Here is a 16518-nt window from a genome sequence, read left to right on the forward strand (position 1 = left end):
CATACGTTAATATTCCCTTTTTTAGTAAATTGTTCCCCCTTATATTAACAAAATAATTCGCAAAGTCAAAAAAAGAGCAATTTCCACTGTATGGTTATTTTGTTAGACATTTAAAAAGCCCTCCCCAATGAGCACGGTTTGAAGTGGATTTAATCTTCATATGCCCACTTTTGATTTATATAAAACAAATTTCACCTTTAGTATTGATTGATATTTAAAGGAGGAAGAAAAATGAATTCAACTATTACTGTTTTCATCAATCCTGCTTGTGGACCTTGTAATGCTCTTAAAGATTGGTTAAAGAAAAAAGGAATCTCATTTATTGAAAAAGATATTATAAATGATGAGGGCGTAGCCAGAGAGTTCAGGGAAGCAGGTGGGATGTACACTCCAACATCTTTTGTTGAAGTCGGGGAAGAAAAAATTGAAATCATAGGTGCGGATTTTGGGAAATTTGAGAAAATAATAAAAAACATTGGTTTAAGGAGGCGAGTTAAATGTCTATGAAACCTCCTATTGAAAAAGAACTTGAACAATACACTCAATTAAAAATTGATCTATTAAAGATTTCGAACTGTATTGAATATTGTGAAAAGAAAAAATATAAGGAAATTTATCAAAACATTGCTCTGGAATACAGTAAAGAGATGAAAAACCTAAAGGACACAATTGAAAAAGAATATCAAGTTATTCTTTGTAAATGTTGTAAATAGTAAAATTCCAGGTTCCGGAGCCTGTTGATATAAATACGCTTTTTGTACGTGCCCAACAAGCCTTTAATTGTTGATTGGTGAAAGGTCAATCTTAAAGCATGCAACTCTCAATCGAGAGTTGTTTTTAATTGTTGTTTTAAAATACTAAAACCTTTTTATGTTAGTTTCCTATTCCTTGTCTCTAATGATACTATGTCAAGAAAGTAGACACTGATTTTCTACCGCGCTTTCGTTTGGTGGCCTTCATAGAAAAATTTAAAAGAAGAACATTTTTAAACTTTTCTATGAAGGAAAATTCTATGTCACCGATTGTCGACCAAACATTTTCTCATATTCATTCGGGTATGATAATCAAGCGTTGAATGAATCCTCTTTGAATGATAGAAAAATTCTATGTGCTCAAAGAGTAATCTTCTTGCTTCACATCTTGTTTTATACCTCGTTTGATAAACGAGTTCACGCTTAAGAATGCCGTGAAAGGATTCGATACATGCATTGTCGTAGCAGTTTCCTTTTCGACTCATGCTACCTATCATATTGTATTGTTTTAGTAGCTTTTAATAGTCGCTGGAAGCGTACTGGACACCACGATCTGAATGATGAATAAGCTCAAAGAATGGGCAATTTCGCAAAGGGTGGTCAGCATCATGCTGGAGACGCAACACAATAATGTTGAGACATGCCGATTTTAATGAGCACTATGGCTTTTTATTGGGGGCATGGACAAGTATCTCTATAAAGGCATGGAAAACCACAATGGAGAAGTCGCTCTATTTTACTGTTTAAATGATTCATATAGGAACCCCTTACGCTACTTATCGAGGGTTATAGGCTGCCGAGAAAAGTATCGGCAGCTTTTTTTACCTCTTGGTATAATATGCAAGCAATTTTTTACCATATATTTACATGTAAAAACCATGTTGTCTCACTTAATGTGACAAATCAAAATATGTAAAAAAACCTAATTCTCTTTCTGTTTTATCTTTATTGAGGAATTAGACTTTTGATCTGCAACAATCACGCCCATTCGTTGAATAAGCTTAGTATTTGACATTAAAAATTCAAATGGATATTATAGATACATTAAATCTACAATAGGACTGATCATATGAAGTTAACAAAAGCAACGAACTATGCTCTCCACACCATGCTATTTTTAGCTGTTAATCCCTCCGATGAGCATATTGGAGTGGCAAAATTAGCTGAACGCCAAAAAGTTTCAACGACATATTTATCTAAAATACTAACAAAGTTAGTAAAGTCGGGTATGATTGAATCTGTCTCAGGTGCAAATGGGGGTTATAAATTAAAACCGGGTTGGGAAGAACTTTCATTACTCGATGTAATAAAAGCTATTGAAGGTTTGACACCTATTTTTGATTACTGCCTCAACCATAATCCTGATTGTTTAATTCAGAAGGCGATTGAATCAGCCGAGGAAAAGCTTTTGGATGAATTGAATCAAACACGTATAGTTGACCTGGCTAACAAAATGAATAAGGCATTATCAAATGAAGATGGCTCTTATTTAAATTGCAGATATTAAAGCTCTATGATATATATTTTAAGTGCGGAGGAACATCATAATGAAAAAATATGATTGTATTGTCATTGGTGGAGGACCTGCTGGACTAAGTGCAACCTTAACTTTAGGAAGAGCGCGTAGAAAGATTGCCTTATTTGATAACGGAACTAATCGAAATCGTGTGACTCAAGAGTCACATGGATTTTTAACAAGAGATGGCATTAAACCGCAACAATTCAAAAATATCGCCATTAAAGAATTAGAATCTTATCCTTCTGTTTCAGTTTTGAATGAGACGGTTATGGGGGTCAATAAAGATGACCAACATGATTTATTTTTAGTTCATACATCGAATAATCAGTCTTATATAACAGAAAAAATACTGTTAGCAACTGGTATACAAGAGGAATTTTCCTTAACACAGATTAGACAATATTATGGTAAAAGTTTATTCAGCTGTCCATATTGTGATGGTTGGGAATTGAGAGACAAGCCGTTAGCTATAATAGCAGAAAATGATGAACACATAAATCATCTGACTAAATTGGTTTTTAATTGGTCGAAGGATTTAATCGTTTTTACTAATGGTCATCAGCTCTCCAATAAAGTGCAAAATGATTTTAAAAGTAAAAAGATTAAGGTTTATACAGCTGTTATAAAAAATTTACACGGAAATCATGGGTACTTGGAAAGTGTTGAATTAGAAACAGGTGAAAACATTCTAAGAAGTGGTGGCTTCGTCGTTCCAAGTTTTTATCGCCCTAATAAATTTGCTAAACAATTAAAATGTCAAGTTGATGAAAACGGAGGAATGATTACAGACGATGCTGGACGAACAACAGAGAGTGGGGTATATATTGCAGGTGAAACTGAAAAGGCAGGCCCCTCTTCTTTGATGATCGCTGCCGCTGACGGCAATAAGGCTGCTTTTAGCATAAACATGGATATAACATTGGATAGATTTTAATTCGATTTTTTATAGATCTTACCTATGAGGAATTGAAACGTATCCCAAAACTTGTTAGCCCTTGGGTTTCCACCAGGTTTGATCCTCTAAGTACCTCCTAAAACACGGCTGAGGGAAAGCGATTGTGAGATTACCAATGGAATTAGAGGGTTTGGTTACTTGGAGGAAGAACATTGTCATAGGACTGGATGGACGCAGTCCGGTTTGTCATGGCTTTGAAAAGTAATTATCTGTGAGAAATCCGAATAGGTTCCAGTAACATATTTCATGGATCAACTTGAAAAAGATGTACAGAACCATCTTAAAAAATAAAAAGTTGGGCGCCAACATCATAAAGGTTGAAATTGGCCAATTGGAAAAAATGTCAGCGGCCCATCGGACTGTTTTATACGAGGCATATCAGGTTTATAAGGATGGGCTGGAGGAAATGGAACAAGGAGAGGTGAAAGAGCGCGTAACAGCAGGCGGCACAATAAGTTTATGGAGGGATGACGGGTGTGAAAGGTAAAAAATCAAATTAACTTTCAATGTAATAGCCTCTTTAACTTTCGAATTAATCTGTTTAGTTTTTTTATTAGTCTAACATCTGAGTATCTTCCTCTTAATTTAATGTCATATTATTGGCCATTGTTATTTTTATTAGGTGTATTCTATGGGAGTTATATCATTTTAAAAAACAAGGCAAACGATTCAATTTATCACACCCTGGAAATTTTTGGTATTTCTTCATGTGTTCCCTCACTAGGTCTCTATTCCTTTTTCTATTTCTTAGGAAAGACCATGGGAGGTTGAATAGACGCTCAAGTTATTAGAAAGCAAAATACCTTTTCAGAATGAAAAAGGCATTTTCCTGTTTTTAACATATTTTACCATGGGAGTATGCAACGATCCACCATCCTGGATCGTTGGCTTTTATTCGCACAATTGTAAAGTTTTTTATCACAACCATTGTCACGTTTTCAAAACTCGCATAGCAGCGGTCATGTGCTTGACGGTAGTGTGTTGATAGGTGTGGAATTTTTACCATTACATTTAACGCGACAATATCTATATGTTTTGCCATTAGAGGAGTTGTAAAACTTTTATCAATCGCTGTCACTTGAGTCACATCTTGATAATGCCCGGGAAAAAGTATTCCGTTGGAGCCATCTCTATAATTTCCAGCTGTTGCAACAACACTAATGTTATTGGATATTGCTTTTAAAACAGTTTTTCTTAAAGTGGAGTCCTTGTGGGGTCCACCTAAAGAAAATTGATAACATCTATTTTCTTCTTATTATTTTCACCCCATTCTGGCTTTCCTAACTCCCTCCATCTTTTCAATACTAAATTAGCCCCCGGCGCAACCTTATGACAACTTTATTGTTTTGTGCTGTTATCATGCCAGATGTGTGTGTTGTTGTCTAAGACATGTCCACTTTCAACCCAAGATGAGAATTACTTACCCCACCACGGACAATCTTTGTTAAAATAAATATAACTTCATTGATTCCAGGGAGGTAGCGTAGAGTGGCGCAAATTTTGTTGTTGGAGATTGCCAAGGCAATCGGGAAGTTTTTCATCCATCCCGTTTTCTATTTTTCTATTATTCTGGCGCTTGCAGCCGGATATTTACGAGTGAAACGGGAACGAAAAGATTTTCATGTCAGGGTCAACGGGGCTCTGCATGAATTAAAACAGTTGTGGCCTGCGGGTATCCTGGCGGGGGTCATACTCTCCATCTTTACAATGGTTCTTGGTGTGGCGGTACCGCTTGAATACATCATTTTGATTGCTGCTTTCTCCATTTTGTTGGGAGTCATTGCAAACGCGCGTTTATTATCAGCTGCTTTTACGATTGGATTGCCGGTTGTCTTTATTTATACCACTGTTTCATTAGAGCTTCAGATTCCTTACATAGAGCAACTGCGGGGGAATATGACTTTTTTATCAGGCTTATCCATTCTGCTTGCACTCCTTATTTTAATGGAAGGCATTCTCATGATGCGGGGCGGCTTAAAAGATGTTTCGCCAAAATTGCGTACAAGCCGCAGAGGTTTGACCGTTGGCGCTCTCCAGGTGAAACGGTTATGGCTTGTTCCGGTACTCTTTGTTTATCCGGCGGGTCCTTTTGTATCGACACTCGACTGGTGGCCTGTCGTTCAATGGGGCGGAGAAACATTTACGATCATTCTTGTGCCTTTTTTACTCGGTTTCCAACAGCAAGTTCAAGGTTGTCTCCCTAAAGACGCCGTAGTCAAGCTGGGGAAACAAACGCTGATTCTTGGGATTATCGTACTTGTTGTGGCTAATGCCCTTGTATTTTTCTATCCGTCGGTTGCCCCTCCAATCGTTGCCGGAATCAGTATATTGGGGCGCTTTTGGATTTCATACCGCCACCGGGTTCGTGAAAATAATACATTATATTATTACACTCCGCTTAACGATGGCGTCATGATTTTGGATGTCCTTCCCGGGTCCCCGGCTGACCGGATGGAGTTGAAAACAGGAGAAGTTATCGTAAAATGTAATAACCTTGAAGTAACCAATAAAAAAGAATTGTACAAAGCAGTGCTAAAAAACAGGGCGTACTGCAAACTTGAAGTGCTGGACGAACATCAAGAAATTCGCTTTGTCCAGTGTTCCTTGTATGAAGGCGATCATCACGAGTTGGGGATTCTGTTTATAGAAAGACGGGAAAGGCCAAAGGACACGGAAGTCGCTTCTTTTTAAACGATGAGACAATGATATTGAAACCCGAATTCAAAAAAAGCATGTTGGCCGCAGTTTTTTGAGTTCGGGGCTTTATTTTTTTAAAGGAGAGTTTATCGTGAAACATGTCATCTTGGGGATTGCCTGCGTTGTCATAGTCGGACAAATTGCAGGACTCATTTTATACCATATTCCCGGCAAACAGGAAAAGGCTCTGGAAAGTCATCCGGTTTTGGACAGCCAAGATAGTACGGTGACTGAGGAACAACCTTTGTTTGCCGAAGAAGTGATTGACTATTCCCTTCAACATGATAAGTTGAGTGTTACGTTTGATAAAGGTGAGAACTGGACCCCGGTTCCAGTTGAAAAAGAGTCTCTTTTTGGCGGGGAATATAACGGTAACCAACAAGAGCTCATTGAGAATAGTTATATCCTTACGAAAGAGCGGGCCGCGTTTTTATATTCGGTGGGGAATAGTTCGGAAAGCGTGCAAATTAAGATGGCATATTCTCTTGACCAAGGGAGGTCTTGGGAGGAGACCGTCGTGGCGGAGCAATATCCTCCTATGCGTTTCCGAAAAGTGTCTTTTTTAAATGATCAATTTGGTTATGTGATCAGTTCGGGAGGGCGCACGATGTCGCAAGAAGTGTCGAGTGTCTTTCTAACGAACGATGGCGGGAAAAGTTGGAGAGAAACTAACAGTTCGAATGTAACGAGATTACTGGCGGATGGCGGCTTTACAGATGAGCAGACAGGGTTTTTATCGTTTGGGATTATAAATCCCGAGCGTCCTGAGCTTCATGTGACACAAGATGGAGGGGATACTTGGGAGGAAGCGGAGATCCGTATCCCGGAGCAATATGAAAAAATCTTTGTGATCGCTGAAACCCCCTTTAAGGAAGGGAACAGCCTGGCGGTGCTGGTGAATCAGGGTCCGAACGGAGATTATAAGGGGGGAAAAGTAAAAGGAAAATTCGTTTCGGATGACAACGGAAAAACGTGGGTGTTTTCGACGGAGGTACCGGCAAATGAATGAACACTTTAAAAAATTTAGCGGTTGGGCTCTGCTGCTTCTGGCTTTGGGTTTATTTTTATGGCAGGGCGGATTTTTATACTTGCATGCCAAATTTCAAGTGGAGTACAGTGATGGCCGGCTCTTTTACATGATCAATATTTTCAGCATCATCTGCCTGGGATTGGCCCTTCTTTTGTTCGTTACAGCTACAAGAAAGTGGAGGGTGGCAGGAGGCCTGATCATGGTGATAGTCATTTTAACAAACGGGCTGCTACTCGTTGCGGACGCTCGGAAAACAAATAATATAGTTAGCCTGTCACCGAACTTGAAACATGTGTTATCCATGAAAGAAGATAAGAAAACAGGTGAGACCACATACTACAGGACTTACTATTATCTCTTAGCCCGGCCAAAAGAAAGTTTCCCTTATCAACAGCAGGAGACTTCAAGGTGAAATGGATCGCCAACGACGTTGCGGCTGTCACTTATAAAGCGGCGGATCAAACGATTCATCAATACATCGGCACATACGGGGATCGCGGCAGTGGGGGATCCTATTACTATGTAGGACCATCCATTCACGGGCGCTGGTCCGGAGAAAATGCAGAGGTTATCAGCAATCAAGAAGGAATAACAGTGCGGCAAAACGGAGAAATGGATACCTTCAACTGGGATCAAGTTGTCCAGTTTGGAACCCTTGCGGTTGTGTTAGTGAACAATGGCGAAGCCGCTTGGACTATTTCTTTAAACGAAAATTTTGTTGTTCAATCCGATTCGTCTGTTCCGCCGATTGGAGACATCAGCCTATATAAGGCTACAATGGAGAAAAATGAGCCTGTAAAACTTACATATAAAGGTTCGGAATGAGGCCGCCATCGTCCGAAGGAGGTTGGGACATAAGCAAATACGAAACAGCAAATGGTAAAAGCTGATTCATATTCGTAAAAATCGTAAGAATAAAACCGCGTGAAATCAAGGTTTTAGGGGTAACCACCGTAACCACCTTGATTCCATGCGGTTTATTTCATTTTTACAGGGTTTTGTCCCGACCCCTGTTTTTGTAAAAATATGACACCTGTCATACATATTCACTTACAGGTGTGAATGTTTTTGAACTCTTTTCGCAGTTACAATAACATTATCAATCCGAATAAGAAAAGAGTGAGGAAGATGGAAGAACGCATAGGAAGAATCCGTCTGCTTGATATTCTGCGGGGCTTTGCCGTCCTGGGAACGCTGGGGACGAATATATGGATTTTTGCCCATCTTGGGGATTTGAGTTATATCACGACTTATCATTTTTCCGGATGGTGGAATGCGGATGATTTCTTGCGTATGGCCGTTCTGTTTCTTGTGAATGGAAAGTTTCTGGGGCTGCTGACTATCATGTTTGGGGTGGGTCTGGAATTAAAATACAGGCAGGCACTTCGAAAGGGGAATACCTGGCCCGGCGTTTATATATGGACATCCACTTTTTTGATCATCGAAGGCCTTATTCACTTTACCCTCGTGATGGAATATGACATTTTAATGAGCTACGGTCTTACAGCAATCATTGTCGCTTTCATTGTGAAAAAGGGCGACCGTTTTATATCGAAGACGATGAAGGTGATTGGGAGCATCCATGCTGTACTTATTTTAGGTATATTGATACTGAGCCTGCTGGCAGCGAATGCGTCATTGGGCCATTTCGGGGATGTTGTTTCCCTCTATAGGGATGGGACATGGCTTCAGCAAATTCAATATCGCCTTTCTCATTTCTTGCTGTTGAGAACGGAAGCGATTTGGGTTATTCCGATGAACATATTTTTATTTTTGCTCGGTGTGCGCCTGATGCGTTCCGGTGTTTTTGCCCCGGACGAAAATGGCAGGAGAAAGCGTGACAAGTTGTTTAAACTAGGGATTTATATCGGCTTGCCATTAAATCTGTTGATTTTTGTCCCTGGCGGCGATTTTGACTTGGCTGTCCGCTATTTATTTGCTCCGTTGATGTCGCTCGGCTATATTGCGATCATTGGAAGAATGATAGAATATAAGAAATGGAATAGACTTTGGAACCTTCTTGAAAATGTCGGCAAGATGTCTTTGAGCTGTTATGTGGTGCAAAATATTTTGTCATCCATCTTATTTTACGGATGGGGTTTTGCGCTAGGCGGGAAGCTGGACTCCCTGCAAGTCATTGTTTGTTGGGGGATCATCACCTTCATTCAACTGCTTTTTGCGTCTATCTGGTTCCGGTTCTTTCATCTTGGGCCGTTGGAGATGATTCGCAAGCGTGTCACTGGAATCGCTGTATCCCGATAACACCGGAGGATTTTTATGAAAAATAAAATCTACCCAAAAGAGCAAATCAAGCATTATTTGCTGATTGATGCCGTGTCTATCATATTTTTAAGTTACATCGTTTTGAGTTCAGAGAGCGATCTTGGCATCTTGGAAAGACTCTGTTCCCTGTTCATATTTTTTATATCGTTTTATGTTGCGCTTTGGTATAGGGACTGGCGCCTTTTGGCCGCTGTCATTACCGGTATTGCCATCTTGACACTGTTAGGCGTAATTGTTGGTTCTTCCGTTTTGCTGTTTGGTTTCATTTTTGCCGACCTTTTGGGAAGAGCGCATTCAAAGTGGCACATCGGCCTTGGCATTGTTGCTATTGCACTGATGTTTCTTCTCGTTCCCTGGAAAAGTCAAGAGGCCTTTTTCACACTGAAATATCCCATACTGTTGCCGATCATGATATTGCAAATAGTTTATCCGGTTTTGATTTATATAAAAGAAAAAAATAAAAGCCTGCGGGGAGAACTGGATGCAGCCAATCAACAAATACAACATTTTATTCAACAGGAGGAGCGGCAGCGGATCGCAAGGGATCTCCACGATACCCTTGGGCATACGCTGACAATGATTAAAATGAAAAGCGAGTTGACCGACCGGTTGATCGATCAGGATCCCCGGCAGGCAAAGAAAGAGCTGAAAGACATATTGGATACGTCCAGAATAGCTCTGAAGCAGGTCAGGGAGCTTGTCTCGGATATGAAATTCATTTCCCTTGAAAGTGAATGGGGGCACTCCAGACAACTGCTGCAAACAGCAGGTATGGAACTGTTCATCACCGTAAAGGGCCGTCTCCGGCTTTTATCAAGTGTGGAAGAGACGATGCTCGCCCTCTCTGTCAGGGAAGCGGTAACCAATATTGTCAAGCACAGCAAGGCGAAGCATTGCACGGTGGAACAGGGAGCGAACAGCCAAGTCTACTATGTAAAAATAATGGATGACGGAGTGGGGTTGGTAAAAACAGAAGGTGGAAACGGGATCCAGTCGATGAAGGAGAGAATGCAAGCACTTCAAGGGTCTGCTACGGTGGAAAATAGGCCTGACGGGGGGACGGCCGTCGTCTTAAAAATCCCCATTCGCCAAGATGGAAAGGGGAGACCTGCGTCATGATAAGAGTCGTAATAGCGGAAGACCAGCAGATGCTGCGCGGCGCCTTAACTTCCTTACTAAGGTTTGAGCCGGATATTGAAGTAGTGGCCGAAGTATCGGATGGAAAGAAAGCATGGGAAGTGATCCGGAGCTATCAGCCAGATGTGTGCGTGCTTGACATTGAAATGCCGGGGATCAGCGGATTGGAAGTTGCCGAAAAAATAAGGGATGAGCAATTGCCTTGCAAAGTCATGATTGTCACCACTTTTGCGCGTCCCGGCTATTTGCAAAAAGCAATGGATGCCCAAGTGGAGGGTTACTTGCTAAAAGATGAGCCGATTGATTTTTTGATTGAGTCCATTCGAAAGGTCATGGAAGGACAACGGATGATTAGCACCGACTTGGCTGCCGCTCTTTTTATAAGGGAGGAGAACCCGTTGAGTAAAAGAGAAGTGGAAGTGTTGCGCCTGGCGAATGAAGGCATGACGACAAACACCATCTGCAAGACACTCTTCTTGACGAAAGGGACCGTGCGGAATTATTTATCTTCGGCTATTCAGAAACTGGGAGCCGAATCGAGGCAACAGGCGGTAAAGATCGCCGAAGAAAAAGGATGGATATAAGAGAAAAAGGACCATTGGATTATTTTTTTAGGGAAGCCCTTGTTTTTCATTCCAAAACCCCACATCTATCTCTTCGCGAAAGCATTCACTTTCTCCTTGTGCGGTATAACTATTTGTGAACGAGTTATGCCGTTTTTTGTATCATGGCTTCACCATGGTTTGATCAACTTCCCAGTATATGGTCTGGACAAGAAAAACCAATATGGAGACGGAAAGCCTCATGAATACTTAAAGGATGCGACTTCCCTCTGTCATCGCCAAATACGATATGCATTGCTCCCTTACCCCATCTCTATAATGAATAGAGGGGGGAATGATTGACATGGACAGAATGGGCAGAGCATCTCGGAAAAACCACTTTGTTATTGGGAAGGTTTTTTGTCCATATCCTCATAAACTTTTTCAAAATCCGGTTTAGGGCCTGCTTGCCAAATGAGGGCAGCAGGCGCTTAGTTTTTCAAACGGTTTAGCTGCATTCGATTGTTAAACAACGATGGATAGGACAGGAAGCCCAGCATGGCGCCGGAAATGGCCGCGGCTGTCAGCAAAAGAAAGAGAACGAGCAACTGGAACATAACGGCCTGGAGCGGATCAGCCCCGGCGATGATCTGTCCGCTCATCATACCCGGCAATTGGACGAGTCCCATCGTTTTCTGGCTTTCGATCGTGGGAATCATGCTAGCTTTGATCGAAGAAATCAATTGGGAATGGATCGCCTGCTTCGGAGTGCCGCCCAGAGATAAAATTAATTCGGCCTCGTCTTCATGAGCTTCCACTTCGGAAATGAACCTGTTTAAGAAAAGAATAGAAAGCACCATGGCGTTTCCAATCACCATCCCGCTGATCGGTATGATGTATTGTGCAGTCGGGGGCGTAATCCGCAACCCGAGCAATATCCCTTGGGTGATAAGCTCAATGAATATAATCGTGATTGTCACTTTCCACGTAATGCCTTTAATAAAGCTCCCTTTTTTCCGAACATTTTCCACTGCTGCCCCAATCATTAACATAATCATCAATATCACATAGATGGGTTGCTCCGATTCAAAAACAAACTGCAATAAATATCCGACGATCAATAGCTGAATGATTGATCGGACTGTTGCCACAATCGTATCTTTTTCAAGTCCTAATTGAAGCGTTTTGGACAATAGGAGCGGAATGAGCACGAAAATGAGTGTGAAAGCCAATGCAGTATAGCTCATGACCATCCTCCTTCCACAAAGCGCTTCACTTTTTCTGTTTGCGGAGATTCAAGCAGGGTGCTTTCTCCAGCTTCAACGAGGCGCCCATCCATCATCACCCACGTATAATGTCCTATTGTTCTAGCCTGCTCCAAATGGTGGGTAATCCAAATCATCGTGACGCCGTATCTGCGGTTTATTTTTACAATCAATTGTTCAATCTCTTTCGAAGAAGCGGGATCGAGCGAAGCTGTAATCTCGTCCAACAGTAAAATATCCGGGCGATTGACAAGTGTCCTGGCTATCGAAACCTTTTGGCGTTGGCCGCCTGAAAGGCTTTTGCTGTCTCTATCTAAAAAAGCCTCGTCCAATCCAACGTCTTCCAAAAAAGAGGCAGCCTCTTTTTTCGGGAGGTTTTTTCCTGCCAATTTCAATGGTAAGGCCAGATTGTCATAAACTGTTCCTTTAATCATGGGCGCATTCTGAAGGGCGATCCCGGCCATTCGCCTAAGTTCAATAGGCGCATATTCATTTATATTTTTGTCATGAATAAAAATATCTCCGGAGGTGGGGGAGATCAAACCATTGCAGAGTTTCAACAGCGTTGTTTTCCCTGCTCCCGATGGACCGGCCAGCGTGGTGATTTTTCTGGCGGGAATCGAGCCGGTTATTTCTTTTAATATATCGGCATCACCGATAGAATAAGACACGCGGTGAAAATGAATGGCGGGTTTCAGCAGATGTTCTGTAGTAATTGTTCATGACACTTCCTTTCCCGACGTGAATCATGTATGAAATAATAGTACAGGAGATGCGAGTGAACCTCAAACAGGTTGTTTGCTTTTTGTTAAAATGGAGGAGCGGCACAGTTTTTTCACAATCATGTCAATTGTATTTGGCATCGTTCATGTTTAAGATAAAGAAAGAGGCTGGTGATCAATATGCAACAAATTAACCTTTTCCTTGCTTTCGGGGCGGGCTTTTTATCTTTTATTTCCCCTTGTTCCCTCCCATTATATCCGGCATTTCTTTCCTATTTAACCGGCATGTCGGTCAGTGAGTTGAAGTCGGATCAGGGAGTTTTCAAGAAGAAAGCCTTTATCCATACACTATTGTTCTTACTGGGCTTTTCCATCATCTTTTTGGTGATTGGCTTTTCTTCAACGCTGTTGGCGGACTTTTTCATCAAGTTTAAAGATCTTATGAGGCAAGTAGGCGCGATTGTCCTCGTTTTTTTTGGTTTAGTGTTGGCTGGTGTGCTGAACTTTAACTTCCTGAATATGGATAAGAAAATTCAATTTCAGAACAGGCCCGCAGGGTATGTGGGTTCTGTATTGATTGGACTGGCCTTTGCCGCAGGCTGGACTCCATGCACCGGGCCGATTTTAGTGGGGGTCGCTACCCTTGTCGCTCAAGATCCGGGAAAAGGACTCTTTTATATGGGCGCCTATGTCCTCGGATTTTCGATCCCATTTATTTTAATGTCTTTATTTATGGATAAAATGACATTCCTGAAAAGAAACGGACAGCGCTTTATGAAGATTGGCGGCATTTTGATGGTCATCGTAGGGATTCTTTTGTTCTTTGATTGGATGACTGTGATTATTTCCCTTTTACTCCCCCTATTTGGCGGTTTTACCGGGTTTTGAGATGCTTGGCATGGCATTTGTCACAAATTTATAATAATGAAAGTCGGTCCTGCGTTTTTGCGGGGCTTTTTCTATGTTACGATAAAAGTAAAACGAGGGGATTTTTATGACAGCTGTTCAAAGAGACCGTCGATTTTACGTTCTGCTATTTCTGCTCTTTCTTGTTCTTGGCGTCAATACATTCTTATATCGTTCCCCCATTACACCATTGGTTCTCTCTGCGGATGCGAATTGGGTCGTTATTGGGTCACTGATTGACTTGGCTATTGTTGCTCCGCTGCTCATTTTGTTCTTGAAGCGAGGGAAAAAGATCACGGTTAAATCATTCGTGATGTGGATGGTGCTTGGGGTTGTACTTGCCCGTTTTCTCATACCAAGCGTCTATTTCGAGCCATTCACCTACTTGCCAATTGCCGCCATCGGCTTGGAAGCTGTCATCTTATTGGCTGAATTGGGCTTGGTCGTTTTGCTGGCTTGGAGGCTTCCGGGCATTATTCGTTGGATCAAAGCGCATGGCGAAAGCCCGTTGTTCCTGCTCCCCGCAGCTGTTGAAAAGCGTGTTGGCTCCCATGTGTTGCTGAGGATTGTGGCACATGAAATCATCGTGTTCTTTTATGCGTTTGCTTCATGGAAAAAACATCCCCCGAAAGGTGAATCCTATTTTACCCTTCATCAAAAATCAAGCTTGATTGCTGTTTACATTATGCTGATTCATGCGGTGGTGATTGAGACGATTGGGATTCACTGGTTGATACACGGAAAGTCGCCGGTGATTTCTGTTATCCTGCTCATTCTTAACATTTACACTGTCATTTATTTTATCGGCGAAATTCAGGCGGTACGGTTAAATCCCTTATCGGTTAAAGATAAGAAACTGTATGTTTCGTTGGGGATGGGAAAGCGGATGGTTATCCCATTTGCAGAAATGGAGAAGATCCATTGGGGAAAGGAGGCAGCCGAATTCAACCTCAAGTCCAAAGAGCTGATTACGTTTATCGCCAAGGACTTTGAGGAAGTGCCGCCCCATTGTGTGATTGAATTTAGAAAACCGCTGGAGGCATCCATGCTTTATGGATTGAAAAAAACATACACGAAAGCGGCCATTCGCCTGGATGAGCCCGAACGCTTTAAATCACTTTTTTCATAAAAAAGAGCCGTCCTCGCTCCAGTGGCGGGACGGCTTATGATAATGCCAGTGTTCTACTAGTAGCAGACTGCTCCAATAATGACCAGCAGGATAAATAGTACGACGATTAACGCGAATCCGCCACCGTATCCGAAACCTCCGTATCCAAAGCCACCACATCCGAAACCGGGATATCCAAAACCGAAGCCCAAAAGTATCACCCCTTTCTCATTGAATTAGGAATTCCTTATTCACTGCTGCTTTCATTTTCTAGTCTCTCTTCTTCCCGCGGCCTTCCCCAAAAAAATGCCCAGGGATCCCTCGGAAGCTCCTCCCTGTCCCTATGAGGCTGCTCACGGACAAAATCCACATTTTGCGCGTGAATAACCAAATTATCCACGTGAATGACTTTTTCTTTCTTTTGGTTAGACATCGCTATCCTCCTCTCCCTGTGGGTAACGGTTCTTTGTTATATTATTCAACATGGATATTTGTGTATAGGCGAAAGAGGAAACGAATAAAAAAATTACCAAAAAAATTTGCAAAAACTTTAGATGGAAAAAAATGTGGGTTTTTAAAGCACAATGTGAGTATAAAAAATACATCCAAAAACCGGCTAACCTCCGTGAAAGGGGGTTGCCGGTTTGAATAAAGTGTTTATTTTTTTACAGCATGAATGTAATGAATCGTTTCAAAGGCAGACAGGTAGTCTGTACGTTTGTCAAAATATAGTTCGTGGATTCTTTCTGGAGTTAAGTGTTCATAAATGAGTAAACCCGATTGTTCCAACATGCTCTCCATTTCAGCATAGGAAAAGCATGACCTCATTGGTTCCCCGCTTGCTGCTGCCATTTTCACCATATTTTCTACTCTGTTGGAAACTCCTTTTTCTGTAAATAGCCTTTCATCGGCAAAATCCAAAACGATGGAACTTCCGTGTGGGACATTGGCAAATAACTGGTTGATCAGATTTGCGTTTTCTTCCTTCGTTAAATAATAAGATACGCCTAAAAGACTAAAAAGAGTTTTTTGGTTACTAAACCCAGCGTCCAGCAACTTTTGAACTAAGAAGTCTTTGGTGAAGTCCATGGCAACAAAATGAAGGTTGCCGGGAATTGTGAAGCCGGCTTTAGTCAATTTTTCCTGTTTCCATGCTTGTGTGTCGGGGTGATCGACTTCGAATATGTCAAGGGTATGCTCCATCTCGGGATGGCGAAAACAGAAAGTATCCAAGCCCGCTCCGAGTATGACATACTGTTTTAGCCCCAGTTTCATTTCAGTCCCCACTACCTGTTCACAATAGGCGGCTCGTGCCAATGGTGTTGGTGAAAGTTGAACTTGTGTGATCCATTTGATGATTTCTTCTTTATTTTCCAAAGATTTTTCCGCTATTTCTTGATTAAAAAACGCTATACCCTGAACCATATTTTCTTTAATGCTATGAAACTCTTCTGTGGTAATGAGCTCTTTGGCCAAATAGTCGTTAAAAATTTTCGGTGAATCGAATTCACTGTGATAAGCTCTGCCAAAAGCCGCTATCAATGAAGTTAAACTAGACTTGCCTTCTTCCACGCAAATTCACTCCTTCAAGTTAAAACGAAA

General features: G+C 41.5%; 20 protein-coding genes and 1 pseudogene. 14 read left to right on the top strand and 7 right to left on the bottom strand.

Annotated elements, in window-relative coordinates; translation table 11 throughout:
- Positions 1–231: 231 nt before the first annotated feature.
- Together NST31_RS14775 and NST31_RS14780 are read left to right on the top strand one after the other, a co-directional pair.
- Positions 232–507, top strand: a complete 276-nt coding sequence (locus NST31_RS14775) for a glutaredoxin domain-containing protein (protein ID WP_077113957.1) — start codon at positions 232–234, stop codon at positions 505–507.
- Positions 498–713 (top strand): hypothetical protein, encoded by a 216-nt coding sequence (locus NST31_RS14780; RefSeq protein WP_236016964.1) that lies wholly within the window; start codon positions 498–500, stop codon positions 711–713. The genes NST31_RS14775 and NST31_RS14780 overlap by 10 nt, the downstream gene beginning before the upstream one ends.
- Positions 714–1015: 302 nt before the next feature.
- Here the strand turns inward: NST31_RS14780 and NST31_RS14785 are convergent.
- Positions 1016–1321, bottom strand: a pseudogene (locus NST31_RS14785) (integrase core domain-containing protein); the annotation flags it as partial.
- A gap of 500 nt (positions 1322–1821) precedes the next feature.
- Here NST31_RS14785 and NST31_RS14790 point away from each other — a divergent pair.
- The 3 genes from NST31_RS14790 (at position 1822) to NST31_RS14800 (ending at position 3713) form a co-directional block, all read left to right on the top strand.
- The gene (locus NST31_RS14790) at positions 1822–2259 is read left to right on the top strand and encodes an Rrf2 family transcriptional regulator (RefSeq protein WP_077113956.1); all 438 of its coding nucleotides are present in this window, start codon (positions 1822–1824) and stop codon (positions 2257–2259) included.
- Between the two features lie 40 nt (positions 2260–2299).
- Entirely contained in the window at positions 2300–3205 is a 906-nt protein-coding gene (locus NST31_RS14795; protein WP_077113955.1) for an NAD(P)/FAD-dependent oxidoreductase, read from the top strand.
- A 286-nt stretch (positions 3206–3491) separates the two neighbouring features.
- Positions 3492–3713, top strand: coding sequence for a hypothetical protein (locus tag NST31_RS14800; RefSeq protein WP_077113954.1), 222 nt, complete (start codon positions 3492–3494; stop codon positions 3711–3713).
- A gap of 348 nt (positions 3714–4061) precedes the next feature.
- Here the strand turns inward: NST31_RS14800 and NST31_RS14805 are convergent, their stop codons facing one another.
- Positions 4062–4304 carry a hypothetical protein gene (locus tag NST31_RS14805; protein WP_139345735.1) on the bottom strand — a complete coding sequence of 81 codons (243 nt, stop codon included), beginning with the start codon at positions 4302–4304 and terminating at the stop codon, positions 4062–4064.
- A 410-nt stretch (positions 4305–4714) separates the two neighbouring features.
- Between NST31_RS14805 and NST31_RS14810 the strand changes: the two genes are divergently transcribed.
- The 7 genes from NST31_RS14810 (at position 4715) to NST31_RS14840 (ending at position 10957) form a co-directional block, all read left to right on the top strand.
- Entirely contained in the window at positions 4715–5917 is a 1203-nt protein-coding gene (locus tag NST31_RS14810; RefSeq protein ID WP_077113953.1) for a PDZ domain-containing protein, read from the top strand.
- Between the two features lie 97 nt (positions 5918–6014).
- Positions 6015–6932: an oxidoreductase gene (locus NST31_RS14815; protein ID WP_077113952.1), complete on the top strand. Its 918-nt coding sequence runs from the start codon at positions 6015–6017 to the stop codon at positions 6930–6932.
- Positions 6925–7365, top strand: coding sequence for a hypothetical protein (locus tag NST31_RS14820; RefSeq protein WP_339161642.1), 441 nt, complete (start codon positions 6925–6927; stop codon positions 7363–7365). The genes NST31_RS14815 and NST31_RS14820 overlap by 8 nt, the downstream gene beginning before the upstream one ends.
- The gene (locus NST31_RS14825; protein ID WP_339161644.1) at positions 7362–7778 is read left to right on the top strand and encodes a hypothetical protein; all 417 of its coding nucleotides are present in this window, start codon (positions 7362–7364) and stop codon (positions 7776–7778) included. Before NST31_RS14820 ends, NST31_RS14825 begins: the two co-directional genes overlap by 4 nt.
- 303 nt (positions 7779–8081) lie before the next feature.
- A complete protein-coding gene (locus NST31_RS14830) occupies positions 8082–9215 on the top strand; it encodes a DUF418 domain-containing protein (protein ID WP_205178703.1) in 1134 nt (377 codons plus the stop codon).
- 15 nt (positions 9216–9230) lie between these two features.
- Positions 9231–10355, top strand: coding sequence for a sensor histidine kinase (locus NST31_RS14835; protein WP_077112915.1), 1125 nt, complete (start codon positions 9231–9233; stop codon positions 10353–10355).
- Entirely contained in the window at positions 10352–10957 is a 606-nt protein-coding gene (locus NST31_RS14840; RefSeq protein ID WP_077112914.1) for a response regulator transcription factor, read from the top strand. Before NST31_RS14835 ends, NST31_RS14840 begins: the two co-directional genes overlap by 4 nt.
- A gap of 449 nt (positions 10958–11406) precedes the next feature.
- On the opposite strand, the gene fetB is transcribed toward NST31_RS14840, so the two are convergent.
- Both fetB and NST31_RS14850 read right to left on the bottom strand, forming a co-directional pair.
- The gene (fetB, locus tag NST31_RS14845; RefSeq protein WP_077112913.1) at positions 11407–12162 is read right to left on the bottom strand and encodes an iron export ABC transporter permease subunit FetB; all 756 of its coding nucleotides are present in this window, start codon (positions 12160–12162) and stop codon (positions 11407–11409) included.
- Entirely contained in the window at positions 12159–12851 is a 693-nt protein-coding gene (locus tag NST31_RS14850) for a phosphate ABC transporter ATP-binding protein (RefSeq protein ID WP_253191903.1), read from the bottom strand. Before NST31_RS14850 ends, fetB begins: the two co-directional genes overlap by 4 nt.
- A 231-nt stretch (positions 12852–13082) precedes the next feature.
- On the opposite strand from NST31_RS14850, the gene NST31_RS14855 reads away from it, so the two are divergent.
- Both NST31_RS14855 and NST31_RS14860 read left to right on the top strand, forming a co-directional pair.
- The gene (locus NST31_RS14855) at positions 13083–13790 is read left to right on the top strand and encodes a cytochrome c biogenesis protein CcdA (protein ID WP_077112911.1); all 708 of its coding nucleotides are present in this window, start codon (positions 13083–13085) and stop codon (positions 13788–13790) included.
- Positions 13791–13896: 106 nt separating this feature from the next.
- The gene (locus NST31_RS14860) at positions 13897–14937 is read left to right on the top strand and encodes a hypothetical protein (protein WP_077112910.1); all 1041 of its coding nucleotides are present in this window, start codon (positions 13897–13899) and stop codon (positions 14935–14937) included.
- A 56-nt stretch (positions 14938–14993) separates the two neighbouring features.
- On the opposite strand, the gene NST31_RS14865 is transcribed toward NST31_RS14860, so the two are convergent.
- From NST31_RS14865 to NST31_RS14875, 3 genes are all read right to left on the bottom strand, one after another.
- Positions 14994–15128, bottom strand: a complete 135-nt coding sequence (locus NST31_RS14865; protein WP_077112909.1) for a YjcZ family sporulation protein — start codon at positions 15126–15128, stop codon at positions 14994–14996.
- Between the two features lie 35 nt (positions 15129–15163).
- Positions 15164–15349 carry a hypothetical protein gene (locus tag NST31_RS14870; RefSeq protein ID WP_077112908.1) on the bottom strand — a complete coding sequence of 62 codons (186 nt, stop codon included), beginning with the start codon at positions 15347–15349 and terminating at the stop codon, positions 15164–15166.
- A gap of 224 nt (positions 15350–15573) precedes the next feature.
- The gene (locus NST31_RS14875; protein WP_077112906.1) at positions 15574–16488 is read right to left on the bottom strand and encodes a class I SAM-dependent methyltransferase; all 915 of its coding nucleotides are present in this window, start codon (positions 16486–16488) and stop codon (positions 15574–15576) included.
- Positions 16489–16518 lie beyond the last annotated feature (30 nt).

It is taken from the genome of Siminovitchia sp. FSL W7-1587, from assembly GCF_037963795.1.
GTDB classification, from domain to species: Bacteria; Bacillota; Bacilli; order Bacillales; family Bacillaceae_C; genus Siminovitchia; species Siminovitchia thermophila.

Excerpts from the sequence above, each read along its gene's own strand:
- fetB (WP_077112913.1), bottom strand. The coding sequence starts at position 12,162 with ATGAGCTATACTGCATTGGCTTTCACACTCATTTTCGTGCTCATTCCG.
- NST31_RS14800 (WP_077113954.1), top strand. The coding sequence starts at position 3,492 with ATGTACAGAACCATCTTAAAAAATAAAAAGTTGGGCGCCAACATCATA.
- NST31_RS14780 (WP_236016964.1), top strand. The coding sequence starts at position 498 with ATGTCTATGAAACCTCCTATTGAAAAAGAACTTGAACAATACACTCAA.
- NST31_RS14795 (WP_077113955.1), top strand. The coding sequence starts at position 2,300 with ATGAAAAAATATGATTGTATTGTCATTGGTGGAGGACCTGCTGGACTA.
- NST31_RS14835 (WP_077112915.1), top strand. The coding sequence starts at position 9,231 with ATGAAAAATAAAATCTACCCAAAAGAGCAAATCAAGCATTATTTGCTG.
- NST31_RS14860 (WP_077112910.1), top strand. The coding sequence starts at position 13,897 with ATGACAGCTGTTCAAAGAGACCGTCGATTTTACGTTCTGCTATTTCTG.
- NST31_RS14820 (WP_339161642.1), top strand. The coding sequence starts at position 6,925 with ATGAATGAACACTTTAAAAAATTTAGCGGTTGGGCTCTGCTGCTTCTG.
- NST31_RS14790 (WP_077113956.1), top strand. The coding sequence starts at position 1,822 with ATGAAGTTAACAAAAGCAACGAACTATGCTCTCCACACCATGCTATTT.
- NST31_RS14840 (WP_077112914.1), top strand. The coding sequence starts at position 10,352 with ATGATAAGAGTCGTAATAGCGGAAGACCAGCAGATGCTGCGCGGCGCC.
- NST31_RS14775 (WP_077113957.1), top strand. The coding sequence starts at position 232 with ATGAATTCAACTATTACTGTTTTCATCAATCCTGCTTGTGGACCTTGT.
- NST31_RS14870 (WP_077112908.1), bottom strand. The coding sequence starts at position 15,349 with ATGTCTAACCAAAAGAAAGAAAAAGTCATTCACGTGGATAATTTGGTT.
- NST31_RS14830 (WP_205178703.1), top strand. The coding sequence starts at position 8,082 with ATGGAAGAACGCATAGGAAGAATCCGTCTGCTTGATATTCTGCGGGGC.
- NST31_RS14855 (WP_077112911.1), top strand. The coding sequence starts at position 13,083 with ATGCAACAAATTAACCTTTTCCTTGCTTTCGGGGCGGGCTTTTTATCT.